General features: G+C 73.6%; 1 protein-coding gene. It reads left to right on the top strand.

Features of this window, described 5'->3' with window-relative positions; translation table 11 throughout:
* On the top strand, positions 1–1,807 hold a 1,807-nt coding region (locus ACWCPW_RS51950; RefSeq protein WP_449768680.1), incomplete at both ends, for a SpnB-like Rossmann fold domain-containing protein.

Below are 1,807 nucleotides of genomic sequence, written 5' to 3' on the forward strand. Positions count from 1 at the left end.
GGATTCGACGCCTTCGTCGAGGTGAGCCCCCACCCGGTGCTGACGACACCGATCGAGAGCACGGTCGAAGCCGCCGAGGCAGAAGCGGTGGTGCTCGGCACGCTGCGCAGGGACGCGGGCGGACTCGACCAGTTCACCGGCGCACTGACCGAGGCGTACGTCAACGGTCTCGCCGTGGACTGGTCGCCGCTCCTGGGCGACTACCCCACCGGGGACGTCGAGTTGCCGACCTACGCCTTCCGGCATCGGCGGTACTGGCTGCGTGACGTCTCGATCGGCGGAGTCGAAGACGCGGCCGGACTCGGGCTCACCGGCGAGGGCCACCCGCTGCTGGGCGCTTCGGTGACCCTGGCCGACGGGCGGGGATTCCTGCTCACCGGGCGGGTGTCGTTGTCCTCCCACGGCTGGCTGGGGGACCACGCGGTCGCCGGGACGGTGCTGCTGCCGGGTGCGGCCTTCGTCGAACTGGCCATCCGCGCCGGGGATTCCGTGGGCTGCGGCCTCCTGGAGGAATTGACCCTGGAAGCGCCGCTCGTCCTACCCGAGCAAGGCGGCGTCCGGATCCAGGTCATGGTCGCCGCGCCGGGTGCCGACGGCGGCCGGGCGGTCTCGGTGTTCGCGCGCATCGACGACGACGCGGACCGGGAGTGGATCAGGCATGCCGGCGGCCTGCTCGTGCCCGACCCCGGCACCCCCGCCGCGCCGACCGACGCCGACACCGACTTCGCCGCGACCGCGTGGCCGCCCGTCGGCGCGCGGCCGATCGAACTGGACCGCTTCTACCCGGACCTGGCCGAGATCGGCTACGCCTACGGCCCTTCCTTCCAGGGGCTGCGCGCGGCCTGGCGTGTCCGCGACGACGTGTACGCCGAAGTGGCCCTGCCCGCCGAACAACGCGAAAGCGCCGGCCGCTTCGGACTGCATCCGGCGCTCCTGGACGCCGCGGTGCAGGCGGCGGCGCTGACCGGCATCGGCGACGCCGGTACCGCGATCCGTCTGCCGTTCCTCTGGAGCGGCGTACGACTGTCGGCCTCGGGCGCGTCGACGCTGCGGGTGCGCCTGTCCGTGGGCGAGGAAGACTCCGTGACCGTCGAGACCACCGACGTCACCGGCCGGCCGGTGTTCTCCGCGCGGAGCCTCACCCTGCGGCCGGTCGCCGCCGAGCGAATCGCCCACCCGGGCGACGAGAGCGCCGACTGCCTCCTCCACCTGGACTGGATCCCGGCCCCGGCCGTCGCACGGCCGGGCGGCGACGAAGTGACCCTGCTCGACTGCACCCCCTCGCGGACCCCCGTCGGCGACCGGCTCGCGGATGCGGTGGTGGCGGCGACGGCCGACGTGTTGGAGCGGATTCAGCAGTGGCTCGCGGCCGAGGGGGAAGCGCGGTCGCGGTTGGTCCTGGTGACGCACGGCGCGGTGGCGGCTGCCCCGGGGGACCCGGTGACGGACCTCGTACACGCACCGGTCTGGGGTCTGGTCAGGGCGGCACAGAACGAGCACCCCGGCCGGTTCGTGCTGGTGGACACGGACGACAGCCCGGAGTCCGCAGAGGTGCTGGACGCCGCCGCGCGCGGCGAGGAACCGCAACTCGCGCTGCGGCACGGCGACATGCTCGTCCCCCGATTGGCCCGCGTCGCCGGCGCGTCCGACGTGCTGACCCCGCCGTCCGGTGCCTGGCGGTTGCACTCGCCCGGGACCGGCACGCTTGCGGATTTGGCGTTGGTTGCGGTGCCGGGGGTGTCGGAGCCTTTGGGGTGGGGGGAGTTGCGGGTCGGGGTGCGGGTTGCCGGGCTCAATTTTCGTGATG

This window comes from Embleya sp. NPDC001921, from assembly GCF_053594475.1.